Source organism: Pseudomonas shiyinii (genome assembly GCF_056725765.1).
In genome coordinates this window covers 4,285,677-4,306,446 of the sequence record NZ_CM161522.1, presented here as the reverse complement: position 1 = coordinate 4,306,446, position 20,770 = coordinate 4,285,677, and the positions used below count along the sequence as shown (strand labels likewise).

Sequence of the window (20,770 nt, the reverse complement as noted above, 5' to 3'; positions counted from 1 at the left end):
TGTAGGAGCGGCCTTGTGCCGCGAAAGGGCCGCAAAGCGGCCCCAAAAACTTCAAGGCTGCGCGGTTACCCCGCGCACCACCCGCCCGATGCTCAACCCCTGCACCAGGATCGACGACAGCACCACGATATAGGTGATCGACAGCAACAGGTCGCGCTCAGGCCCACTGGGCAGCGACAGCGCCAGGGCCACCGATACGCACCCCAGATCAGCATGCTGCGCCAGCTCCGAGGCATGTCGTTTCGCAAGTATCTCCGTATCAACATTGGAAACAATGTGAATACCTACTCAAGAAGTCGCAATAACCATTTGAAGTGTATGGATTTGTGGGCTGAGAGAAAAATGCTGAAACTTTTCTGTTGTGGTTGTTCATATACATGCGCTTCCGAGCCCATGACAATGCGCTTCAGTTGTACAACCCTATGGATCGGTTTCATTTTGTAGTGGTTGTCTGGGGATTATTTGTATCAATAGCCCAAATCGTTGGGCTTGCGTTTTCATTGGTAGGGTCAAGGCAGTCAATTAACCCGTATAAGGAGCGTGTAATGTCATTGAGCGAACTCTTTTTGCGAGAGATTAGTCTGAAACCGGCGTGTCGCGCTCCAGAGGTTTTGCGAAATGTATTTCCTGTACGGCTCAATAAAAATATTTCAATCATTATAGGAGAGAATGGCTCAGGTAAGTCTACCTTGCTGGAAGCTATCGCCATTAAGTTAGGATGTAACCCAGAAGGTGGCGGCAGAAACTTTCACTTTAAAACCGAAGATACTCACTCTTCATTGCATGACGCCTTACGCCTGACGAAAGGCTATCGGAAGGAGCGGGATCTTTTCTTTTACCGGGCAGAGAGTTTCTATAATGTGACGACCGAGATTCGGAATCTCGATGCAGCGGGTAGCTTTGATCCGAAAATCAACACTTACTATGGTGGGTAGGACCTACATGAGTTATCCCATGGTGAAGCCATGGAAGCGCTTTACCAGCATCGTTTCAAAGAAAATGGTCTTTATATTCTCGATGAGCCAGAAGCTTCGCTGTCTGCGCAACGGCAACTCAATTTCATTATCCGAATTTGCGAGCTTGCCGAGGGTGGCGCCCAATTCGTCATTGCTACGCACTCGCCGATTCTCATGTTCACGCCCGGTTGTGATCTCTTCAAGCTTGAAGGTGGCGTGCTGGAGCCCACGCAGGCGAGGGATACGGAATTGTTCAACCTCTACAGAGCTGTGATCTCATCATCAGGAGCGTTTCTTGAGAAAATGTTGCACGATTGAGCGGATTCCCCCGCGATAGCAGCCCACTCCATCAGTGGGCGAAATAACGCGGGGTATCCACACGCGTGTCATTACGACTGTGCAGTAACCCCGCGCACCACCCGCCCGATGCTCAACCCCTGTACCAGGATCGACGACAGCACCACGATATAGGTGATCGACAGCAACAGGTCGCGCTCAGGCCCACCGGGCAGCGACAGGGCCAGGGCCACCGATACGCCACCGCGCAGGCCGCCCCAGGTCAGTACGCGCACGGTGCCCTTGGGCACGCTGCGCCAGCGGCGCAGCAGGACGATGGCCGGGGCCACGGTGAGCAGCCGCGACAGCAGCACCGCCACGGCCAGCACGCTGCCGGCGGCCAGGTGCAGCCAGTTGAATGGCAGCAGCAACAGCTCCAGGCCGATCAGGGCGAACAGCAGGGCATTGAGCATGTCGTCGATCAGTTCCCAGAAGCCGTCCATGTAGCGTCGGGTCATGTCGTTCATCGCGAGGTTGCGCCCCAGGTTGCCGATGATCAGGCCGGCCACCACCATGGCGATCGGCGCCGACACGTGCAGCTCGTAGCACATGGCCGACCCGCCGATGACCAGCGCCAAGGTCAGCATGACTTCGACCTGGTACTGCTCGACGCTCTTGATCATGCGGTAGGTGGCATAGCCGATCACGCCACCGAAGACGACGCCGCCGATGGCTTCGCGGGCGAACAGCACGGCCGTGTCGGCGAAGCTGGGCGCCTCGCCGAGCTGGACAATGCCGAGCAGCACGGTGAACACCACCACCGCCGTGCCGTCATTGAACAGCGACTCGCCGACGATGGTGGTCTTCAAGGGCTTGGACGCGTTGGCGGTACGTAGCGCGCCGAGCACGGCGATCGGGTCGGTGGGCGAGATCAGCGCGCCGAACAGCAGGCAGTAGATCAGTGGCACGTCCCAGCCGAACAGGGCGAAGACCCAATGCGCGAGGAAACCGATCACCACGGTGGCGATCAGCACGCCCAGGGTGGCCAGCAGGCCGATCGGCCAGCGGTAGCTGCGCAGGTCGGCGAGGTTGACATGCAGGGCGCCGGCGAACAGCAGGAACGACAACATCCAGTGCATCAACAGGTCGTTGAAGTCGATCTGGTTCATCAGGCCTTCGACGCGGGCCTCCAGGCCAGGGAAGCCGATCAGGCTCAAGCCCTGCAATATCAAGGAGAACAACAGCGCGGTGACCATCACGCCGATGGCCGGCGGCAGGCCGATGAAGCGGTAGTTGACGTAGGTGAGGAGGGTAGTCAGGCAAATAAACGCAGCAACAAGTTCAAGCATCCCAAATCCTGTAACAGTGGCTTCCAAGTCGTGGCCCGAATCGCTCGGGCAGTTGTTCGATGACTTGACGAGGGGTTCGGGACACAGGATTTGACCAGAATTGTCGGAATCGTTCTGCTTGGCTGAGGATTTGTGGTGCGGCTGGGATCGAGCGCCGCCTGGGCGGCGCTCGATCTCGAGAGCAATGAAGCTCTACCGCCCTGCACTTCGACCCCCTATATTCACAACCATAAAACGTAGTAAGGACAACAAGGCGTGTTGGCAACTTCGCTGGTGTTGGTCGCCGCCCTGCTGCACGCGACCTGGAATACCCTGATCAAATTCAGTGGCGAGCGCTTGCTGGTGATCGCCAGCATGGACCTGGTGGCCCTGGTTTTCGCCGTATTGGCAGTGGCCTTCGTCGACTTTCCACCCGGGGAGATCTGGCCTTGGTTGCTGGCTTCGGCCCTGGCCGAGCAGTTGTACCGTTTCCTGCTGATCCAGGCTTACCGGGTCGGTGACTTGGGGCTGGTCTATCCTCTGATGCGGGGCTTGTCGCCGCTGGTGGTGCTGGGGCTGACCCTGGCTTTCGCCGGCGAGGCGCTGAGCGACAAGCAGATCATCGGCATCCTGCTGATCCCCTGCGGCATGGCGTGCCTGTTGTGGCAGGGCGGCGGCGGTGACCGGCTACCCTGGTCGATGCTGCCGGTGGTGGCGCTGATCGGCCTGTGCATCGGTTGCTACACCTGGTTCGACGGCAAGGCGGTGCAGCTGTGGGGCAAGCCGATGGACTACCTGGTCTGGCTGACGTTGCTCAGCGCCTGGCCGTTCCCGTTGCTGGCCTGTGTGGCACGGCGAGCGCCGTTCGCGTTGTTCTGGCGGACGCAGTGGCGCCTGGGGCTGGCGGTAGGGTTGTGCGTATTGTTGAGCTACGCCCTGGTGCTGTGGGCCATGCACCTGGGCTCGATCGCCGAGGCGGCGGCGCTGCGTGAGCTGAGCGTGATCCTGGTGGTGCTCATGGGCATGCGCTACCTCAAAGAACCTTTTGGCGGGCCAAGACTCCTAGCTTGCGGGCTGGTCCTGGCAGGCATGCTGGTGATGAAGCTCTGACCAACGATTTGAACAAGGAGTCCTGTCCATGACCGTAGCCCTGTGGTGCATCCTGATCGCCCTCATCCTGCCGCCGCTGTGCGGGTTGACGGCCAAGCTGAGCAGTGGCCGCTTTGGCCTGCGCGACAACCATGACCCGCGTGCGTTTCTCGACACCCTCTCGGGCCTGCCACGGCGCGCCCACGCAGCGCAGCAGAACGGTTACGAGGCGTTTCCGGCATTCGCAGCGGCAGTGCTGGTGGCCGACATCGTCGGCAATGCCGAGCAGGTGACCCAGGATGTGCTGGCGGTGCTGTATATCACCAGCCGCCTGCTCTACATCATCTGCTACCTGGCTGACCTGGCGATCCTGCGTTCGCTGGTCTGGTTCGCCGGGCTGGCGATGATCGTGGCGTTGTTCGTGGTCTCGATCTGACTGGAGGGCCAATCGCCGGCAAGCCGGCTCCCACAATAAGTGCGGCGCTTGCCGGCGATTGGGCCGATGAGGTCAAGGCACTTTCGGCACGTCGGGCAGCGGTGCGCCCTTGGGCCACAGCAGCCAGATCTGCCCTTGCTGCTTCATGTTGCCCGCCAGCTCGCCGGCCTCGGGGCCGGTGCCCCAGAACAGGTCCGCGCGCACCTCGCCGGTGATCGCACCACCGGTGTCCTGTGCGCCCACTGGGCGCGCTACCGGTGTGCCATCGGGGCGGGTCGTCGATAGCCACAGCAAACTGCCCAGTGGAATCACCTTACGGTCGATGGCCACGCTGTACCCGGCCGTGAGCGGCACGTTCAGGGAGCCGCGTGGGCCTTCGTTGCTGTCCGGTCGGGTGCTGAAGAATACGTAGCTCGGATTGCTGGCCAGCAGTTCCGGCACGCGCTGTGGGTTGGCCTGGGCCCAGGCATGGATGCTGCCCATGGTCACGTCTTCTTTCTTGAGTTGGCCCTGTTCGACCAGCCAGCGCCCGATGGGGCGGTACGGGTGGCCGTTCTGGTCGGCATAGCCGACGCGCAGTTGACGACCATCTTCGAGCTGGATGCGCCCCGAGCCCTGGATCTGCAGGAACTGCAGGTCCATCGGGTCGGTCAGCCAGGCCAGTACCGGTGCCTTGGCGCCGTCGCGGTAGATCACCTCGGCGGTGTCGTAGGGCTTGAGCACCCGCCCTTCGATACGCCCGCGCAGGCGCTTGCCCTTGAGTTCCGGGTAGACGCTGGCCAGGTCGACCACGATCATGTCCTCGGGCACGCCATAGACCGGCACATGGGCGGTTTCGGTGTGCTCCAGGCTGCCTGGGTAGACCGGTTCGTAGTAACCGGTGATCAGGCCGTTGGCGTTGTTCTCGGCCGAGCGCAAGCCGTAGACCTGCAGGTTCTGTTGCAGGAAGGCGCGTACCTGGGCGGCGTCGTCCGGCATGCGCGCGGCGGCCTCGCAGGTGGTGGCCCAGATCGGATCACGCTTGAGCTTCTCGCAGCCATTGCGCCAGGCTTGGAAGCCCGCCAACAGGTCGCTGTCGCTGACGGTCGGCAGCTCTTGCCAGGTGGCCGAGGCATAGGTCGCCACGGCATGGGGTTCGGGCTTGGCGTTCTCGCCGCCATTGCAGCCGGCCAGCAGGGCCAGGGCAGGGAGCGCCCAGGCGAGGTGGCGCAGAGCAGATGTCATGGTCGAATCCTTGAGTGGGTGGCCAGGTGTGGGCTACCCATGGTTTTCGTAGGGGTATTGGTCTTTGTCGAGCAGACGAGGATACTGTTGGCCCTTTCCCTATGCCAATGTGACCGTGATGTTGAAATGTTTCACCGTTCTGCTGTTGGCCGGCCTGACCCTGGCGGCCTGCGACCGTGTCGATCCTAACTCACCCCTGGGCCAGCGCAAGGCGATCTTCAAGCAGATGCTCAAGACCAGCGAGGACATGGGCGGCATGCTGCGTGGGCGCCTGCCGTTCGACGGTGCCCGTTTCGCTGAAGGGGCCGTGAAGCTCGATGGCCTGGCTCATGCACCCTGGCAGCATTTTCCACAGGTCAAGGATGAAGGCGACAGCAGTGCGCGACCCGACGTGTGGGAGCGTCAGGCGCGTTTTCATGACTTGGCGCGGCAACTGGAGGGGGTGACGGGGGAATTGGTGGGCGCTACCCGTGAACAGCCGCTCGACGTAGCGCGGTTGAAGGCGCCGATGGACAAGGTGGAGGCGGCTTGCAAGGCGTGCCATACGGAGTTTCGTAACCACTGAGACGGTGGTGGGTTGGGGCCGCTTTGCGGCCCTTGCGCGGCGCAAGGCCGCTCCTACGGGCATATGAATCGGTGTAGATACCGTCTTGACCCTCACCCCGCAAGGGCGATTTGAGGGTCAAACGGTTTACCGGACTTCACCACGCCATACACCAGGTGCAAAAGCTTGCGCATAGCAGCGCAAACTATCTGCTTATAGGCTTTACGCCGGCTGTTCAAACGCTCTGCCAGTGCCTTCACGACCGGGTTGTGTCTGATCGAGACCGTGCCTGACATCCACAAGCCGGCGCGCAGCCTCGGCGCTCCTGTGCGAGAAATGGTCGATTGGCCAATCTTCTCCCCCGATTGATGGATCATCGGGTTCAGACCTGCAAACGCAACAATGGCTGACGGGCTTTCGTATTTCAGCGGATCACCCAGTTCTGCGAGGATCAGTGCGGCTGTGGTATCACCCAGACCATCAATCGATGTAATCAGTTTTCGCCGTTGGCGCAGATCCGGATCGTCATCGATCGTCTGCTCAATCGCCTTGCGGGTTTTCTCTATTTCTTCGGTGATATGCCCAATTACAGCTCTGATTGACTCCTGCACAGCTGTCTGCGCCACATCCAGACGGTTCTGCTCCATCTGCTGCATTTCTTTCAGGTCGTCCAGACGCCGTACTAAGGCCCGCAAGCGCCGCTGAGCTGGCGGCTCAGGCTCCCACTGACGGAGCTCATCCTGTTTTTGCTGGCCATAAGCAGCAATAACCTTGGCATCAGCCTTATCGGTTTTGACGCGTCGAAGGTCGGCCTCGGCAAACTTGGCAATTACGGCGGGATTCAGAATGCACACCCGGTAACCCTTGGCATGAAGGCAATCGGCAAGCGCCTCGTGATAAGTGCCAGTGGCCTCCATGACAACCCAGGCACGCGGTTCGGCATGTTTCTCAAGCCAGGTTGCGAACTGCTCAAAACCACTCGGATCATTGGACAGCTTGGCCTTGGTGCGAACCTTCCCATTGGGAAGTGGAGTCGCAATATCGAAGGATCGCTTGGCTACATCGACGCCAACAACAACAGACATGATCTTCTCCTTCAGACAACGAAAGTTCGATCACCCAGCACTCGGTTCAACCTTGTGAATGCGTGCTCACGCCGGGGGCGGGCACTAGATACCGTTCGAACTGTTCGAGTGGGGTTGGAGGGTCTGAGCGTTATCTACAATACGGGCTCGATGCCCTTGGAGCGGCTCCGCTTCATGACCCTCCCTCGATGATCAGTCGAGAACTTTCGCCTCTTGGAAGGCGAAAGTCGAGATACAAGGAGCGGCCTTGTGCCGCGAAAGGGCTGCGCACCAGCCCCTGACAGGATCACTTGTCGAGCTCGAGCTCGGCTTGTTTCAGCTCGGCTTCGGATTCTGCAAGCTTGCGCTCGCGCTTGGCGATCTTGTCGGCATCGCCCTTGGCCTTGGCTTCGCGGAGGTCGGCCTGGCGCTCGGCGATCTCGGCCTTGGCTTTCTCGATCTTGGCCAGGCGCTCTTGGCGCAGGCCGGCGTCGGTGCAGTGCTCGGTGTTTTCCTTCAGGGCTTTTTCCAGGCCGCGGATTTCGCCCCAGTTGTTGTGCTGCCTGGCGTATTCGAGCTGGTTCTCGATGGCGCTGCGCTTGGCCGCGCAGCTGGTCAGGCCTGGGCTGGGCTGCGCCGCTTGCAGCGAGCCTGCGGCCAAGCCGAGGGCAATCATCAGCGCCAAGGAGGAGCGTCGTTTCATGGCGGTTTCCTTTTCGAAGTAATAGCAACAGAGAATGTAGGGAATAGTGCCTACATTCCTGCTACCAGGTGAACTCCGATCGGAACTACCGCATCGTTTTCAGAAAATTCCTACAGCTGCAGCGGTGTTAGCGTTCCAGCCCGTCAACGGCTTCCTGCAGTTCTTTCTTGGCCTCGGCGAGCTTTTCCTTGCGCTTGTTGATCTTCTCGGCGTCGCCCTTCTTCATCGCCTTGTCCAAATCCTTGGTGCGCTGGTTCACTTCGTGACGGGCGTCGAGCACCTTCTGTTCGCGCTCCTTGCGCAGGCTGGCGTCGGTGCAGTGTTCGGTGACTTCGTCTAGGGCCTTTTCCAGGCCGGTCTGTTGCTCGGCGTTGCCGTTGGCGCGGGCCTGTTCGATCTGTTCGCTGATGGCCTGGCGCTTGGCCGCGCAACCGGTCAGCCCAGGTTGCTCTTCAACGGCCAGCAGGGGGCCGGCAGCCAGGCCGAGCAAGGCGGTCAGGGCAAGGGACGAAAGCAGTTTCATCGGGGACTCCATTCGATGGCAGGGCAACGGAAAAGGGAAATGCTGCCCTGATCCGAGGAATTTAGAAACCCTCGATTGCCTGGGCTCGCAATTGTTCGGCCACCCGGCCAACCGATTCATCAGTGAAAAATGCCACCAGTTGTGCTGCTCGCCCAGGGCCGATACCGGGCTCGGCACGCCATTGCTCGACGCTTCGGGCTGCCAGGCTCGCCCAGTCGGGCGCAAGTTGCAGGCTGCTGGGCGCCGGCGCGCCCAAGCCTCGGAGCCAGCGCTCGAAAGGCTGGCGCCTTGCTTGCGAGAAGGCCTTCAGCAACTGTTCCGCACGTGCCGTGCTGATGCCCGGTATACCCAGTAGGTCCTCGCGCTCCAGACCGAGCCAGGCATGCAGGTCGCTAACGACGCCATGCTCGACTAACTGCGCCCAGGTCGCGGGCCCTACACCCGGCATCTGCAGCCCCTGGCGCCCACCTAGCCAGGCCAGGCGGGCGAGGAATTGTTGCTTGCACGGTGCGTCTGGCCGCCAGCAACTGAGCGCATGATGTTGGCTGGGGTCCGGCGCCAGGACGGGCGGGCGATCAGTGCTGCGGTGCACCACGCCTTCGAACCTGGGCACGGTGAGGCCTGCCAGGGTGATCGCCACCTGGTCGCCGGGGCGGATGTCCAACGCTTGCCAGCGTGCCAGTGACCCAACGCTGACCACACTGATCCGGCGTTCATCCAGCATCACCGGGTTCAGGTGCAGCAAGGGTGTGATGCGCCCGGTTCGCCCGACCTTGAAGCGCACGTCTCGCACTTCGGCCAATGCCTGCTGGAAGGGGTACTTCCAGGCTGCGATCCAGTAGGGCGGCTTGGCGCGCCAGCGGCGGGCCGGTGGGCGGCTGTCCTGGCGCAGGATCACGCCGTCGGTGGCGAAGGGCAGGGGCGAGCGGTACCAATGCTGGCGCCAATGGGTGGCCTGCGCCATGTCGTCGATGGCGACGCTGTAGCGCTGGCTGTCGGGGAACCCGAGTTCGGCCAGCCGAGCCAGGCGTTCGTCCTGGTTGCTCGGCCCGCTTGGCCAGTCCCAGACGAACACGCCGACGCCTGCGCCTTGGGCAGCGGTCAACTGCTTCCTCGCCATCAGCCCGGCGATGGTGCTTCGGGCATTGGCGCCGCCTGCCTTGGCTTGAACGTGTTGCTCGAGGCGCCAGTACAGTTCACCTTGCAGCACCAGGTCCATTGGCTCGGGCAGGTGGCGCGGCAGGCCGGTGAGCTGTGCGATGTGCCGGCTCCAGTCGTGGCCTCGCACACCGTCGCCGCGGCTGAGCACCTGCACCAGCTGGCCGGATCGGTACACCAGGGTTGCGGCGACGCCATCCACCTTCGGTTGTATCCAGACGTTGCGCTTGCCGTCGAGCCAGCGGGCCACAGCGTGCTCGTCGTCCAGCTTGGCCACGCCTGTATGTGCGACCGGGTGGGCAACAGGGCCGCCGGCGCCAGACAACGGGGCGTGCGCTTGAGGCAGGCCGAAGCAGGCCTGGAGCTGGCGCAGGCGTTGGACGCTCTGGTCGTAGATTTCATCGGCGACCAGGGAGATGCCTTGGAGGTGGTAGTGATCGTCCCAGCGGGCGAGGGCCTCGCCCAGCTGCGCAGCCTCTTCGTTGGCGCGCTGCGCAGGCCAGTCGGGGCAGGGGGAGGCATTGGCCCAGAGGGCGAAAGAACACAACAACAGGGGCAAGAACAGCATGAAGCGCATGGCCGGCATCCGTGCGTGGCGTAGTCGAATGCTCAGCCTAGGCCGCTGCCATCGGGCGTGCCCGATCAAGGTGTCAGACGATGTTTCGTCGCTCTGTGGGTGGTGTGGCGGATGGGGCGCGTGCGTGGAGCATCGTCGGCAAGCCGGCTCCTACCTGCCCTGCGCGGTCCCAAAGACATCGCCATACCTGTGGGAGCCGGCTTGCCGGCGATTGGAGCGGAACAGGCGATGCAGGATGAAAAAAGCCCCCGCCGATCGCTCGGCGGGGGCTCGTCACAGGCAGCGCAAGCGCGACGCTTACAGGCCGGCTGCGTTGCGCAGGGTCTCGGCGCGGTCGGTGCGTTCCCAGGTGAAGGTGGTGAAGGTGTCGTCGCCGACGGTCTTCTGCTGCGGAATGCGGCCGAAGTGGCCGTAGGCAGCGGTCTCCTGGTACATCGGGTGGAGCAGGTCGAGCATGGTGGTGATGGCATACGGGCGCAAGTCGAAGCACTCGCGGACCAGTTGCACGATCTTCTCGTCGGCGATCTTGCCGGTGCCGAAGGTGTTGATCGAGATGGAGGTCGGCTGGGCCACGCCGATGGCGTAGGACACCTGGATCTCGCAACGCTCGGCCAGGCCCGCGGCAACGATGTTCTTGGCCACGTAGCGGCCGGCATAGGCTGCCGAACGGTCGACCTTGGACGGGTCCTTGCCGGAGAAGGCGCCGCCGCCGTGGCGGGCCATGCCGCCGTAGGAGTCGACGATGATCTTGCGCCCGGTCAGGCCGCAGTCGCCCACCGGGCCACCGATGATGAAGTTGCCGGTCGGGTTGATGTGGAACTGGGTGTCCTTGTGCAGCAGCTCGGCCGGCAGGGTGTGCTTGACGATCAGCTCCATGACGGCTTCACGCAGGTCCTTGTAGGACACTTCCGGGTTGTGCTGGGTGGACAGGACCACGGCGTCGATGCCGACGACCTTGCCGTTCTCGTAGCGGCAGGTGACCTGGGACTTGGCGTCCGGGCGCAGCCACGGCAGCAGGCCGGACTTGCGCGCCTCGGCCTGGCGCTCGACCAGGCGGTGGGAGAAGCAGATCGGGGCCGGCATCAGCACGTCGGTCTCGTTGCTGGCGTAGCCGAACATCAGGCCCTGGTCGCCCGCGCCCTGGTCTTCCGGCTTGGAGCGGTCGACGCCCTGAGCGATGTCCACCGACTGCTTGCCGATGATGTTCATCACGGCGCAGGTGGCGCCGTCGAAGCCAACGTCGGAGCTGTCGTAGCCGATGTCGATGATGACCTTGCGCACCAGTTCTTCCAGGTCGACCCAGGCCGAAGTGGTCACTTCGCCGGCAATGATGGCGACACCGGTCTTGACCAGGGTTTCGCAGGCCACGCGGGCGTACTTGTCCTGGGCGATGATTGCATCAAGGACCGCATCCGAAATCTGGTCGGCGATCTTGTCCGGATGCCCTTCGGACACGGACTCGGAAGTGAAAAGGGAGTATTCGCTCATCTCGACGGGTTCCTAAAATTTACCGATGGTGAGTGTCGCCAGTCGTCCGCTGGAAATGGCGGACCTGAATCTGGAAACCGTTACGCAAGCCCACATAGAGGCTGTCCCCGGGAACCAGTCCCGCTACCCGGGCCCAACGGGCCAGGTCGTCCTGCTCGAAGCCCAGCCAGAGGTCGCCGCAGGCTTCCCGCGCCCACCCCTGGTCATGGCTGCACAGCTCGGTGACCAGCAGGCTGCCGCCCGCTTTCACCCGTTTGGCCAGCAGGCGCAGGGCCAGGGCCGGGTCGCTGAAGTGGTGCAGCACCATGTTCAGCACAACGCAGTCGGCTTCCACATCCGTTGCACCCAGTGCATCGGCCAACTGCAGGTTTACGTTATCCAGGCCTTCGCGCTGGCAGACCTGGCGGGCCAGCTCGAGCATGGTCGGGCTGTTGTCCATGGCCGTGACCTGGGCGAAGCGCCGCGCCAGGTCCGGCAGGAAACCGCCATCACCCGGGCCGACTTCCAGTGCCGTGGCCCCGGCGCCGAAGCTCAGGTTGTCGAGCAGGGCCAGGAGGCTTTCACGGTATTGCGGCAGGCCGGCGATCAGGTCCTGCTGGGCGCGGAATTTTTCTTCCACGCGCAGGAAGAAGTCCTGGCTGGTAGCCGCCCGGCGCTGTTGCACCTGGGCGATCCGGGCCTGCACATCCTGCGGCAGGGCCAGCCCGTCGACTTCCTCGAGCAGTGCCGCGTGCAGGCGGCCGCCCAGGCGCAGGCTGTCGGGCAGGGCACGGCGATAGAAGATCGCGTTGCCCTCGCGGCGGGTGGCCACCAGCTCGGCCTGGGCCAGCACCTTGAGATGATGGCTCATGCCGGACTGGCCGACGTCGAAGATCTGCGCAAGCTCCAGCACCCCGAAGGAGTCGCTGGCCAGGGCGCGCAATACGTTCAGGCGCAAGGCGTCGCCACTGGCCTTGCACAGGGCTGCCAGGGTTTCGCTTTGCTGGGGGATCGGTTGCGCACGCAGGTTCATGGTGCGGCAGTCTAGACAGGCATCGTTGCCCCTGCAAGGCCAATATCAAAAAGTTTTGATATTGAATGACGGGCGGAGAGGGAGCCGGTTCGCGGGCAACCCCGCTCCCACAAGCTGGAGACTGTGCTATCGGCGCGGGTTTACCCGCGAACAGGCCGGCAGCGACATCAGGTTTGTCCCGATTTACGCCACAAACATAGGAAAAATACCCAACTGCGACCATCCGTCATTGCCCCCGGGCCCGCCTGTGGGCGAAAATGGCGGCCTTTTTTCGTTTCACCACCTTTTCAAGCCCCAGGAGACTCAGCGATGCCCAGCCGTCGTGAACGTGCCAACGCCATTCGTGCCCTCAGCATGGATGCCGTGCAAAAGGCCAACAGCGGCCACCCAGGTGCCCCCATGGGCATGGCGGATATCGCCGAAGTGCTTTGGCGCGACTACCTGAAGCACAACCCGAGCAACCCGAAATTCGCCGACCGCGACCGCTTCGTGCTGTCCAACGGCCACGGCTCGATGCTCATCTATTCGCTGCTGCACCTGACCGGCTACGACCTGTCGATCGATGACCTCAAGGCCTTCCGCCAGTTGCACAGCCGCACCCCGGGCCACCCGGAATACGGCTACACCGCAGGCGTGGAAACCACCACCGGCCCGTTGGGCCAGGGCATCGCCAACGCCGTGGGCTTCGCCCTGGCGGAAAAAGTGCTGGCCGCCCAGTTCAACCGTGAAGGGCACACCATCGTCGACCACAACACCTACGTGTTCCTCGGCGACGGCTGCATGATGGAAGGCATCTCCCACGAAGTCGCCTCCTTGGCCGGCACCCTGGGCCTGAACAAGCTGATCGCCTTCTACGACGACAACGGCATCTCCATCGACGGTGAAGTGCACGGCTGGTTCACCGACAACACCCCGGCGCGCTTCGAGGCGTACAACTGGCAGGTGATCCGCAACGTCAACGGCCATGACGCCGACGAGATCAAGACGGCCATCGAGACCGCCCGCAAGAGCGACCGCCCGACCCTGATCTGTTGCAAGACCATCATCGGCTTCGGCTCGCCGAACAAGCAGGGCAAGGAAGACTGCCACGGCGCACCGCTGGGCAACGACGAAATCGCCCTGGCGCGCAAGGAGCTGAACTGGAACCACGGCCCGTTCGAAATCCCTGCCGAGATCTACGCCGAGTGGGATGCCAAGGCCGCCGGCGCCAAGCTTGAGGCCGAGTGGAACCAGCGCTTCGACGCCTACGCCAAGGCCTACCCGGAGTTGGCTGCCGAGTTCAAGCGACGTGAAAGCGGCGAGCTGCCGGCCGACTTCGCCGAGAAGGCCCAGGCCTACATCAACGAAGTGGCCGCCAAGGGCGAAACCATCGCCAGCCGCAAGGCCAGCCAGAACGCCCTGAACGCCTTCGGCCCGCTGCTGCCCGAGTTCCTCGGCGGCTCCGCCGACCTGGCCGGTTCCAACCTGACCCTGTGGAAGGGCTGCAAGGGCGTCAGCGCCGACGATGCCAGCGGCAACTACGTGTTCTACGGTGTGCGCGAATTCGGCATGACCGCCATCATGAACGGCGTCGCCCTGCACGGCGGCCTGGTGCCATATGGCGCGACCTTCCTGATGTTCATGGAATACGCGCGCAACGCGGTGCGCATGTCGGCCCTGATGAAGCAGCGCGTGATCCACGTCTACACCCACGACTCCATCGGCCTGGGCGAAGACGGCCCGACCCACCAGCCGATCGAGCAGCTGACCGCCCTGCGCAGCACCCCGAACCTGGACACCTGGCGCCCGGCCGACGCGGTCGAGTCGGCCGTGTCCTGGAAGAACGCCCTGGAGCGCAAGGACGGCCCGTCGGCGCTGATCTTCTCGCGCCAGAACCTGCAGCACCAGGAGCGCGACGCCCAGCAGATCGCCGACATCAGCCGCGGCGGCTACATCCTCAAGGACTGCGCCGGCGAGCCTGAACTGATCCTGATCGCCACCGGTTCGGAAGTGGGCCTGGCGGTCCAGGCGCACGCCAAGCTGACCGAGCAGGGCCGCAAGGTTCGCGTGGTCTCCATGCCGTGCACCAGCGTGTTCGATGCCCAGGATGCTGCCTACAAGCAGTCGGTGCTGCCACTGGAAGTGGGCGCGCGTATCGCCATCGAAGCTGCCCATGCCGACTTCTGGTACAAGTACGTGGGCCTGGAAGGCCGTGTCATCGGCATGACCACCTACGGTGAGTCGGCACCGGCTTCGGCACTGTTCGAAGAATTCGGCTTCACCTTGGAGAACATCCTGGGTACTGCCGAAGAGCTGCTGGAAGACTGATACAGGCAAGGCGAGGGCCCTTGGCCCTCGTTCGCGGCGCAAGGCCGCTCCTACAGGGTATTGCGCATGTCGTCCCCTGTAGGAGCGGCCTTGTGTCGCGAATGGGCCGCCCAGCGGCCCTGTTCAACCGCCGGAGTTCAAGAGCCACCTATGTCCCATCCGCGTCCCTACAAAGTTGCACTCAACGGTTATGGCCGTATCGGTCGCTGTGTCTTGCGCGCCTTGTTCGAGCGCGGGGCGGATGCCGGTTTCGAAATCGTTGCGTTGAACGACCTGGCCGACCAGGCCAGCCTCGAATACCTGACCCGCTTCGACTCCACCCACGGGCGTTTCCCCGGCCAGGTGAGGGTCGATGGCGATTGCCTGCACATCAACGGCGACTGCGTGAAGGTCCTGCGCAGCGCCACTCCGGAAGGCATCGACTGGGGCGCCCTGGGCGTGGACCTGGTGCTGGAATGCTCCGGCGCCTATAACACCCGTGCCGATGGCCAGCGCTTCCTCGATGCCGGCGCGCCGCGAGTGCTGTTCTCCCAGCCGATGGCCAGTGAGGCGGATGTGGACGCCACGGTGGTCTACGGCATCAACCAGGATTGCCTCGGTGGCCAAGAGCGCCTGGTGTCCAATGCCTCCTGCACCACCAATTGCGGCGTGCCGCTGCTGCGGGTGCTGGACCAGGCGTTCGGCATCGAGTATGTGTCGATCACCACCATCCACTCGGCGATGAACGACCAGCCCGTGATCGACGCCTACCACCACGAGGACCTGCGCCGCACCCGTTCGGCCTTCCAGTCGGTGATCCCGGTGTCCACTGGTCTGGCGCGTGGCATCGAGCGGCTGCTTCCGGAACTTGCCGGGCGAATCCAGGCCAAAGCGGTACGCGTGCCGACCGTCAACGTGTCGTGCCTGGACATCACCCTGCAGACCGCCCGCGACACCAGCGCGGCCGAGGTCAACCGGGTGTTGCGCGAGGCTGCCCTGGACGGCCCGCTCAAGGGGCTGCTGGCCTACACCGAGCTGCCCCATGCCAGCTGTGATTTCAACCATGACCCGCATTCGGCCATCGTCGATGCCAGCCAGACCCGTGTTTCCGGCCCCCGCCTGGTGAACCTGCTGGCCTGGTTCGACAACGAATGGGGGTTCGCCAACCGTATGCTCGACGTCGCGGGTCACTTCCTGCGCGTCGTCCACCAAACCCGCACCAAACAGCCCTGAAGGACTGCATTCATGACCGTGTTGAAGATGACCGACCTCGACCTGCAAGGTAAGCGCGTACTGATCCGCGAAGACCTCAACGTCCCTGTGAAGGACGGTGTGGTAGCCAGCGATGCGCGTATCCTGGCTGCGCTGCCGACCATCAAGCTGGCCCTGGAGAAGGGCGCGGCCGTGATGGTCTGCTCGCACCTGGGGCGCCCGACCGAAGGTGAGTTCTCCGCCGAGAATAGCCTCAAGCCGGTTGCCGACTACCTGAGCAAGGCCCTGGGCCGCGACGTGCCGCTGGTTGCCGATTACCTCGACGGTGTCGAGGTCAAGGCCGGTGACCTGGTGCTGTTCGAGAACGTTCGCTTCAACAAGGGCGAGAAGAAGAACGCCGACGAGCTGGCGCAGAAATACGCTGCCCTGTGCGACGTGTTCGTCATGGACGCCTTCGGCACCGCCCACCGTGCCGAGGGTTCCACCCATGGTGTGGCCAAGTTCGCCAAGGTCGCTGCGGCCGGCCCTCTGCTGGCCGCCGAGCTGGACGCCCTGGGCAAGGCCCTGAAGGCCCCGGCCAAGCCGATGGCCGCCATCGTCGCCGGCTCCAAGGTGTCCACCAAGCTGGACGTGCTGAACAGCCTGAGCACCGTCTGTGACCAGCTGATCGTCGGCGGCGGCATCGCCAACACCTTCCTCGCCGCGGCCGGCCACAAGGTCGGCAAGTCGCTGTACGAACCTGACCTGGTCGAGACCGCCAAGGCCATCGCCGCCAAGGTCAGCGTACCGCTGCCGGTGGACGTGGTGGTGGCCAAGGAATTCGCCGAGAGCGCCGAAGCCACCATCAAGTCCATCGCCGATGTGGCCGATGACGACATGATCCTGGACATCGGCCCGAAGACCGCCGAACAGTGCGCGGAGCTGCTCAAGTCGTCCAAGACCATCCTGTGGAACGGCCCGGTCGGCGTGTTCGAATTCGACCAGTTCGGCAACGGTACCAAGGTGCTGGCCAAGGCCATTGCCGATAGCGCCGCCTTCTCCATCGCCGGTGGTGGTGACACCCTGGCGGCCATCGACAAGTATGGCGTCGGCGCTGATATCTCCTACATTTCTACCGGTGGCGGCGCATTCCTCGAGTTCGTCGAGGGCAAGGTCCTGCCTGCCGTTGCTATCCTGGAAGAACGGGCCAAGGCCTGAGCATGACGGCGCATGGCAAAGGGAGCGACCTGATGGTCAAGCAATTGCCTGTGATGATCCTGGCCCTGCTGTTGGGCGCTTGCTCCGGCAAGGGCGCGGACAGCGAGCCGTCGCAGCCGCCCAAGGGCGGTTGCTACCAGTCCCAGTGGCAGGCGGAGACGGCCCCGGTGATCAACAAGCGCATGGGCCCGGAAGGCCTGGAAAAGTACGACGACGAACACCAGCGCAAGGCGCCGGGGTGCCCTTGATCGGGGGGCAGGCAACCTGCGGGCTGTTTTGTGGTCTTGAACAGGGGGCCGCTGTGCGGCCCATCGCAGGCTTCGCCAGCTCCCACGGGGTACACATTTTCCCTGGGGGAGCTGGCGAAGCTGCGAAGGGCTGCGCAGCAGCCCCAATCGAGGGAATTGAATGAAAGCGCTACTGGCCTCGATGGCCCTGGCGACCCTGGCAGGATGCTCACTGCTGCAATCGCCGCAACCCGCCCCGGCGGACAATTGGACCCGCTGGGTCTGCGACACACAGGCCGAAGTGCTTTGGCGCTTCGCCGATGCCACCCAGGAGTCGGTCGACGTGCGTCTGGGCGGCGGCGACCAGGTCTACCGGCTCAAGTCCGAGCCGGGCGCCTCGGGTGCGCTCTACAGCGATGGCGTGCTGGCCTTGCACACCAAGGGCGATGAAGGCCTGGTGTACTGGGTCGCAACCAACGACCTGATTGGGCGGGGCTGCAAGGCACCGTGACTGGCCGGGCCGCGAGGCGGCCCACACTACTTGAACAGCAACCGCCCCTGCGGCAGGCTTGCACGAAACAACGACGCTTGTCGGGAGAGAGATACACAATGGCACTCATTAGCATGCGCCAGATGCTGGACCACGCCGCCGAGTTCGGCTACGGCGTTCCGGCTTTCAACGTCAACAACCTCGAGCAGATGCGCGCCATCATGGAAGCCGCCGACAAGACCGACTCTCCGGTCATCGTCCAGGCCTCGGCCGGTGCCCGCAAGTACGCCGGTGCCCCCTTCCTGCGTCACCTGATCCTGGCAGCGATCGAAGAGTTCCCGCACATCCCGGTGTGCATGCACCAGGACCACGGCACCAGCCCTGACGTATGCCAGCGCTCCATCCAGCTGGGCTTCAGCTCGGTGATGATGGACGGCTCGCTCAAGGAAGACGGCAAGACCCCGTCCGACTACGAGTACAACGTGCGCGTCACCCAGCAGACCGTGGCGTTCGCCCACGCCTGCGGCGTGTCGGTGGAAGGCGAGCTGGGTTGCCTGGGCAGCCTGGAAACCGGCCAGGCCGGTGAAGAAGACGGCATCGGCGCCGAAGGCACCCTGGACCACAGCCAGATGCTGACCGACCCGGAAGAAGCTGCCGACTTCGTCAAGAAGACCCAGGTCGATGCCCTGGCCATCGCCATTGGCACCAGCCACGGCGCGTACAAGTTCACCAAGCCGCCAACCGGCGACATCCTGGCGATCGACCGCATCAAGGAAATCCACAAGCGCATCCCCAACACCCACCTGGTGATGCACGGCTCCTCCTCGGTGCCTCAGGAATGGCTGAAGGTCATCAACGAATACGGCGGTGACATCAAGGAAACCTACGGCGTGCCGGTCGAGGAAATCGTCGAAGGCATCAAGTACGGCGTGCGCAAGGTCAACATCGACACCGACCTGCGCCTGGCGTCCACCGGTGCCATCCGCCGCTACATGGCCCAGCACCCGAGCGAGTTCGACCCACGCAAGTTCTTCGCCGAGACCGTCAAGGCCATGCGTGATGTCTGCATCGCCCGTTATGAAGCCTTCGGCACTGCCGGCAATGCCTCCAAGATCAAGCCGATCTCCCTGGAAGGCATGTTCCAGCGTTACGCCAAGGGCGAGTTGGCTGCCAAGGTCAACTGATCTGGCGTCCATTGGGGCTGCTGCGCAGCCCCATCGCGGGGCAAGCCCGCTCCCACAGGGGTTGCGCACGCCGAACCCTGTGGGAGCGGGCTTGCCCCGCGATTCGTTTCGTTGAACGCCGTGCCATGACCACATTACGCTACCTGCAAGCCTACCCTCCCCACCTGCAAGAGCAGGTGCGCCAGATGATCGCCACCGACCGCCTGGGTGACTACCTGCGCAAACGCTACCCTGATCGTCACGACGTGCAGAACGACAAGGCCCTGTACAGCTACGCCCAGGACCTCAAGCAGCAGTATCTGCGCAGTGCGCCAAACCTGGACAAGGTACTGTTCGACAACCGCCTGGACCTGACCCACCGTGCCCTGGGCCTGAATACTGCGGTCTCGCGGGTGCAGGGCGGCAAGCTCAAGGCCAAGAAGGAAATCCGCATCGCTTCGTTGTTCAAGGAGGCCGCGCCGCAGTTCCTGCGCATGATCGTGGTGCACGAACTGGCACACCTGCGCGAGCGCGACCACAACAAGGCGTTCTACCAACTCTGCCAGCACATGGAACCGGACTACCATCAACTGGAGTTCGACCTGCGCATCTACCTGACCTACCGGGAGCTACCGGGCATCACCTGAGGATCGAGCAGCATGGATGTGAGCAAGACCAAGAGCAGTTTCTACCGCCGGCTCTACGTGGCCTGGCTGATCGACAGCCAGACCGCCACCAGCGTGCCGGCGCTGATGGCGGCCACCGGCATGCCCAGGCGCACCGCCCAGGACACCATCGCCGCCCTGGCCGACCTGGACATCGTCTGCGAGTTCGAGCAGCAGGCGGGGGCGCGCAATCACGCCGGGCACTACCGTATCCATGATTGGGGGGCCATCGACAAGCAGTGGATCATCCAGCACCTGCGCCAGATCAGGGACGTGCTGGGGTATCCATGACCTGAGCGCTCCGGCTGCTCTATGCCCTCTTATCTCAAGCCTTGCGCATACCGATATGCGGGATGCCATCCTCGAGGTACTGCTCCCCCGCCACTTCGAACCCATGCCGCGCATAGTAGGCCTGTAGATGTGCCTGGGCTGACAGATAGATCGGTGTTCCCGGCCAGCAGTGCTCGGCGCACTCCAGGCCCTTGAGCAACAACTGATGGCCCAGGCCGCCACCGCGCGCGGCGGGGGCGGTCACCACCCGGCCAATGACCACATCGCCGCCTTGGGATTGAGGGTCGAGCAGGCGCAGGTAGGCCACCAAACGGTCCTGCTCCCATCCCATCAGGTGCAGCGTATCCCCGCAAAGGTCCTGGCCGTCGACCTCCTGGTAGGCGCATTGCTGCTCCACCACGAAGACTTCGGTGCGCAGTTGCAGGATGGCATAGAGCTGCTCCTTGCCAAGGTCGGTATGGTGCTTGCAGATCCACTCGATGGACATGGGTATGAACTCTTTGAAGGGGCGGTCGATCATCGCAAATCCAGGCTCCGGCGACGAGTCGGACATTGCCCAAAAACAGGCTCCGCAACATTCGGCCAAAATAGAGGCTATTTGATATCATTTGTCGGCTGCCGACCGAGAGGGCTTTGTAGACGAAGGAGGTGCGTGAAGCCGTGACCTTCGTGGAGCCCGCGCTGGGAGAGAACAACCTGCATATCCTGGTCAGCCTCAAGCATCCCGAACATCGACAGATCGTCGAGCGATTCGACCGCGCCATTGCCGCGATGAAGGCCGATGGCAGCTATGCCCGGCTGTTGCGTCAGCATGGGTTCTGACATGCGACGCTTTCGCAGGTGAACCCCGCTGCCAAACCA

The 20,770-nt window shown here is 63.2% G+C and carries 22 protein-coding genes and 2 pseudogenes; 14 read left to right on the top strand and 10 right to left on the bottom strand.

The window, feature by feature from the left end:
- Window positions 1–51 precede the first annotated feature (51 nt).
- Window positions 52–204, bottom strand: a pseudogene (locus ACXHGZ_RS19445) (cation:proton antiporter); the annotation flags it as partial.
- A gap of 341 nt (window positions 205–545) precedes the next feature.
- On the opposite strand from ACXHGZ_RS19445, the gene ACXHGZ_RS19440 reads away from it, so the two are divergent.
- A complete protein-coding gene (locus ACXHGZ_RS19440; protein ID WP_480461054.1) occupies window positions 546–935 on the top strand; it encodes an AAA family ATPase in 390 nt (129 codons plus the stop codon).
- A gap of 30 nt (window positions 936–965) precedes the next feature.
- Window positions 966–1,274, top strand: a complete 309-nt coding sequence (locus tag ACXHGZ_RS19435; protein WP_480461052.1) for an AAA family ATPase — start codon at window positions 966–968, stop codon at window positions 1,272–1,274.
- Between the two features lie 71 nt (window positions 1,275–1,345).
- Here the strand turns inward: ACXHGZ_RS19435 and ACXHGZ_RS19430 are convergent, their stop codons facing one another.
- Window positions 1,346–2,581: a cation:proton antiporter gene (locus ACXHGZ_RS19430; RefSeq protein WP_480461050.1), complete on the bottom strand. Its 1,236-nt coding sequence runs from the start codon at window positions 2,579–2,581 to the stop codon at window positions 1,346–1,348.
- 255 nt (window positions 2,582–2,836) lie between these two features.
- Here ACXHGZ_RS19430 and ACXHGZ_RS19425 point away from each other — a divergent pair, with 255 nt between their 5' ends.
- Window positions 2,837–3,670: an EamA family transporter gene (locus ACXHGZ_RS19425; protein ID WP_196145950.1), complete on the top strand. Its 834-nt coding sequence runs from the start codon at window positions 2,837–2,839 to the stop codon at window positions 3,668–3,670.
- Between the two features lie 28 nt (window positions 3,671–3,698).
- Window positions 3,699–4,085: an MAPEG family protein gene (locus ACXHGZ_RS19420; RefSeq protein WP_084854046.1), complete on the top strand. Its 387-nt coding sequence runs from the start codon at window positions 3,699–3,701 to the stop codon at window positions 4,083–4,085.
- 72 nt (window positions 4,086–4,157) lie between these two features.
- On the opposite strand, the gene mltA is transcribed toward ACXHGZ_RS19420, so the two are convergent.
- The gene (gene mltA, locus ACXHGZ_RS19415; protein WP_084854047.1) at window positions 4,158–5,309 is read right to left on the bottom strand and encodes a murein transglycosylase A; all 1,152 of its coding nucleotides are present in this window, start codon (window positions 5,307–5,309) and stop codon (window positions 4,158–4,160) included.
- A 118-nt stretch (window positions 5,310–5,427) separates the two neighbouring features.
- On the opposite strand from mltA, the gene ACXHGZ_RS19410 reads away from it, so the two are divergent.
- Window positions 5,428–5,874, top strand: coding sequence for a c-type cytochrome (locus ACXHGZ_RS19410; protein ID WP_084854049.1), 447 nt, complete (start codon window positions 5,428–5,430; stop codon window positions 5,872–5,874).
- 92 nt (window positions 5,875–5,966) lie between these two features.
- Here the strand turns inward: ACXHGZ_RS19410 and ACXHGZ_RS19405 are convergent, their stop codons facing one another.
- The 6 genes from ACXHGZ_RS19405 to ACXHGZ_RS19380 all read right to left on the bottom strand — a co-directional run bounded on the left by ACXHGZ_RS19405 (window position 5,967) and on the right by ACXHGZ_RS19380 (window position 12,378).
- Window positions 5,967–6,938: an IS110 family RNA-guided transposase gene (locus ACXHGZ_RS19405; RefSeq protein ID WP_480460242.1), complete on the bottom strand. Its 972-nt coding sequence runs from the start codon at window positions 6,936–6,938 to the stop codon at window positions 5,967–5,969.
- A gap of 286 nt (window positions 6,939–7,224) precedes the next feature.
- The gene (locus tag ACXHGZ_RS19400; RefSeq protein WP_480461047.1) at window positions 7,225–7,620 is read right to left on the bottom strand and encodes a DUF1090 domain-containing protein; all 396 of its coding nucleotides are present in this window, start codon (window positions 7,618–7,620) and stop codon (window positions 7,225–7,227) included.
- Window positions 7,621–7,747: 127 nt separating this feature from the next.
- Window positions 7,748–8,143 carry a DUF1090 domain-containing protein gene (locus ACXHGZ_RS19395; protein WP_480461046.1) on the bottom strand — a complete coding sequence of 132 codons (396 nt, stop codon included), beginning with the start codon at window positions 8,141–8,143 and terminating at the stop codon, window positions 7,748–7,750.
- 61 nt (window positions 8,144–8,204) lie between these two features.
- Window positions 8,205–9,878, bottom strand: coding sequence for an NAD-dependent DNA ligase LigB (gene ligB / locus ACXHGZ_RS19390; protein ID WP_480461044.1), 1,674 nt, complete (start codon window positions 9,876–9,878; stop codon window positions 8,205–8,207).
- 297 nt (window positions 9,879–10,175) lie between these two features.
- Window positions 10,176–11,366 carry a methionine adenosyltransferase gene (gene metK / locus ACXHGZ_RS19385; protein ID WP_196145943.1) on the bottom strand — a complete coding sequence of 397 codons (1,191 nt, stop codon included), beginning with the start codon at window positions 11,364–11,366 and terminating at the stop codon, window positions 10,176–10,178.
- A 19-nt stretch (window positions 11,367–11,385) separates the two neighbouring features.
- Window positions 11,386–12,378 carry an ArsR/SmtB family transcription factor gene (locus ACXHGZ_RS19380; RefSeq protein WP_480461042.1) on the bottom strand — a complete coding sequence of 331 codons (993 nt, stop codon included), beginning with the start codon at window positions 12,376–12,378 and terminating at the stop codon, window positions 11,386–11,388.
- A gap of 309 nt (window positions 12,379–12,687) precedes the next feature.
- Here ACXHGZ_RS19380 and tkt point away from each other — a divergent pair, with 309 nt between their 5' ends.
- The 8 genes from tkt to ACXHGZ_RS19340 all read left to right on the top strand — a co-directional run bounded on the left by tkt (window position 12,688) and on the right by ACXHGZ_RS19340 (window position 19,909).
- On the top strand, window positions 12,688–14,685 hold the full coding sequence (tkt, locus tag ACXHGZ_RS19375; RefSeq protein WP_084854060.1) for a transketolase: 1,998 nt from the start codon (window positions 12,688–12,690) through the stop codon (window positions 14,683–14,685).
- 150 nt (window positions 14,686–14,835) lie between these two features.
- Window positions 14,836–15,897 (top strand): erythrose-4-phosphate dehydrogenase, encoded by a 1,062-nt coding sequence (gene epd / locus ACXHGZ_RS19370; protein WP_480461041.1) that lies wholly within the window; start codon window positions 14,836–14,838, stop codon window positions 15,895–15,897.
- A gap of 12 nt (window positions 15,898–15,909) precedes the next feature.
- On the top strand, window positions 15,910–17,073 hold the full coding sequence (locus ACXHGZ_RS19365) for a phosphoglycerate kinase (RefSeq protein WP_480461040.1): 1,164 nt from the start codon (window positions 15,910–15,912) through the stop codon (window positions 17,071–17,073).
- Window positions 17,074–17,105: 32 nt separating this feature from the next.
- On the top strand, window positions 17,106–17,321 hold the full coding sequence (locus tag ACXHGZ_RS19360; protein WP_084854302.1) for a hypothetical protein: 216 nt from the start codon (window positions 17,106–17,108) through the stop codon (window positions 17,319–17,321).
- A gap of 160 nt (window positions 17,322–17,481) precedes the next feature.
- A complete protein-coding gene (locus ACXHGZ_RS19355; RefSeq protein ID WP_084854066.1) occupies window positions 17,482–17,811 on the top strand; it encodes an MliC family protein in 330 nt (109 codons plus the stop codon).
- 98 nt (window positions 17,812–17,909) lie between these two features.
- Window positions 17,910–18,974 carry a class II fructose-bisphosphate aldolase gene (fba, locus tag ACXHGZ_RS19350; protein ID WP_084854068.1) on the top strand — a complete coding sequence of 355 codons (1,065 nt, stop codon included), beginning with the start codon at window positions 17,910–17,912 and terminating at the stop codon, window positions 18,972–18,974.
- A 125-nt stretch (window positions 18,975–19,099) separates the two neighbouring features.
- Entirely contained in the window at window positions 19,100–19,600 is a 501-nt protein-coding gene (locus tag ACXHGZ_RS19345) for a M48 metallopeptidase family protein (protein WP_480461038.1), read from the top strand.
- A gap of 12 nt (window positions 19,601–19,612) precedes the next feature.
- Complete coding sequence (locus ACXHGZ_RS19340) at window positions 19,613–19,909, top strand: winged helix-turn-helix domain-containing protein (protein ID WP_084854072.1); 297 nt, start codon at window positions 19,613–19,615, stop codon at window positions 19,907–19,909.
- 34 nt (window positions 19,910–19,943) lie between these two features.
- On the opposite strand, the gene ACXHGZ_RS19335 is transcribed toward ACXHGZ_RS19340, so the two are convergent.
- Window positions 19,944–20,396: a GNAT family N-acetyltransferase gene (locus ACXHGZ_RS19335; protein ID WP_084854304.1), complete on the bottom strand. Its 453-nt coding sequence runs from the start codon at window positions 20,394–20,396 to the stop codon at window positions 19,944–19,946.
- Window positions 20,397–20,554: 158 nt separating this feature from the next.
- On the opposite strand from ACXHGZ_RS19335, the pseudogene ACXHGZ_RS19330 reads away from it, so the two are divergent.
- A pseudogene (locus ACXHGZ_RS19330) lies at window positions 20,555–20,731 on the top strand (amino acid ABC transporter substrate-binding protein); the annotation flags it as partial.
- Window positions 20,732–20,770 lie beyond the last annotated feature (39 nt).